3 protein-coding genes are annotated in these 2,135 nt (G+C 55.1%); all 3 read right to left on the minus strand.

The window, feature by feature from the left end; genetic code table 11:
* Nucleotides 1-65 precede the first annotated feature (65 nt).
* Nucleotides 66-785, minus strand: coding sequence for a hypothetical protein (locus XH79_RS06945; protein ID WP_271581171.1), 720 nt, complete (start codon nucleotides 783-785; stop codon nucleotides 66-68).
* Nucleotides 786-836: 51 nt separating this feature from the next.
* Nucleotides 837-1,088 (minus strand): DUF7662 domain-containing protein, encoded by a 252-nt coding sequence (locus tag XH79_RS43210; RefSeq protein ID WP_225129206.1) that lies wholly within the window; start codon nucleotides 1,086-1,088, stop codon nucleotides 837-839.
* Nucleotides 1,089-1,609: 521 nt separating this feature from the next.
* Nucleotides 1,610-2,135, minus strand: a 526-nt coding sequence (locus XH79_RS06950) for a hypothetical protein (protein WP_271581172.1), incomplete at its 5' end; no start/stop codon positions are given.

Here is a 2,135-nt window from a genome sequence, read left to right on the forward strand (position 1 = left end):
CCTGCAATCTCAAACGCCGTCAAAACACCAAAAACAGACTCCTGCTCAATCGCTTACAGGCTTGTTCACAGTCGACTGTTTTGCTTTGCCGCTGACGCAGCAAATCGTTCGAGTATCACGCGCAAATCACCCGGTTCTTTTCTTAGGTGAGGGTACACCTTGGCGGCTTCGCAATCAAACTGCTCCCAGTCCGGCACATCGAGCAATGTCAGTGAACGGAGTGCCGGAGCGAAGCAACTAAGAAATCGTCGTTGGATTATTTTAATGCGCTGCAAGCGGATTGCTTCGCTTGTGTCGGGCTCTCCAGAAACAAGCTCGATTGCGTCTCTCAGAACCGAGAGACGAAAATAGAACTGTGTCACTGCCAGCAGTATCTCGGCGTCGAGCAGTCCGAGCTTTCCCGCAACAGCAGGCAACACGAGTGGGAGTGACGGAAGGAATTTGGCGTCTTCACTTGCAATCTTCCTCGTGCCCCAATCCCTCCACGGCTCTATGTAGTCGTTGGCGCATCGTGCAACTCGATCGACGATCTCAGCGTAGAGACTTGCTCTCGTGGCTTTGATCTCTTGTTTCTGGCGCCTGTTATCGTGGTGGGTGACAGCGCCGAAGCTAATGGCACTGCCTACGATGGTACCCACGAAGCCAATCCACCCCACACTCCTGCCAACGGAGATATTCACCATCACCCCAGCAGTTACCGCTCCCGCCAGAGAGGCTACTGCGATAAGAAATATCATATCTTGTCGATACGGGCTTAGTCGTGTCGCGTGATCATTTTCATTCACGACGCATCCTCGAGCGACCAGGTTCATAGGCATTCGCTTTTGCGGAAAATGCTACCCCCTGCGCCGAAATGTTACTGTCCGTTGCAATCGATTTGGTTCGGCTTGATACCCCGGAACTGTCCACGCAAGGCTGTGACTGTGATTAGTTTTGACGGGGTCTTCGTTGGCCCACCACGCATCATATTCATACGCCGATTTCGGGAGGGAGCGACCGATAAGCATCTCGATGTCGGCAAAGGTCGTCTTGAGCGAGGCAGAGCTGTTTGCGACCAGCTTGTCTCTCAAAGGGTTATAGATCGACATCGGGCTCCCCCATCCAACGATCTCATATTATATAGCCAATCCGGACTTTTCGTCACCAATTGCGGATTTTGTTCGATATTTGTCGGTTTTCGTTCGCAGCGGCACTGACGCCACCGCGACATCATGTCGAGCAGGCAGCCGCGTCTGCGCCGAAGGCAGGCGGACGTACCACCTTCTACGGCCCTGAGCATCGGCCTGAGCCGCTCTCGAGCAATGAAGCGACTGAAACGATATAGCCTATCCGGAGACTTTCGTTCATCTCGATGTGTTAGGCCCGCTGGCACTGGCATATGTTCGAAGAAAAGCGCGAAGCCGTGCCTGCCATTGAGATGCCGGTTTCGGCTCTTGTGCTACAGCATCGCAAGTGGGCCGCCGGTCGGGTGGAGATATCCTCCGGTGGCCCTGACGGTCAGTTTCAATGCGCTGTCATGCTTTTAAGCGGCTAGCGTGGCCTCCATGGATCCGACAGGTGCACGCAGACGCACGCCCCGCAGCACAGGGGAATTGCGGCTTTACCAGAATTAAGCAGCGCCTCGATGAGGCGACCCAAGCCCAGCAACAGGAACGCTGGTGCTTGAAATGGCCCTCAGGCCTCGGAGCTTCTCGGCGGCCCTCCAACTACTGAGAGCCTCGTGTGTTAGATACGTCGCGGTCAATTCATTCCAGGATCTCACGACCTGATTCCAGCTCTCTTTTCGGGCGGGCAAGAGCTCAAGCATCCTTTGTGCCTTGCGGGTAGCGGCAAACCTACCGTCGCGCGTAGCGTCTTTCAGAATTTTCCGCACCAACACTTCGGTTCGCTTCCATCCGGCGCCTGTCGCTCTATCCTCGGCAAAGGAAGCGAAGCACACTCGAAAGATCAGGGCACGTTCGGCGGCGATGTCCGATGCCAAGCCTGGCTCGTTCAACCATCGGTAAAGAGACTCGAGCTGCTCCGAGTCGCCAAGCGTGAGGGTGTCATCATCCCCGAAAACCAAGAATGTCGCGAAACCGGCGATCTCAAGTTGCATGCCCAAATCTTGTGATTCCAGCCAACGGGTGATTGCT

The sequence above is a fragment of the Bradyrhizobium sp. CCBAU 45389 genome, from assembly GCF_028128625.1.
GTDB lineage: Bacteria > Pseudomonadota > Alphaproteobacteria > Rhizobiales > Xanthobacteraceae > Bradyrhizobium > Bradyrhizobium liaoningense_B.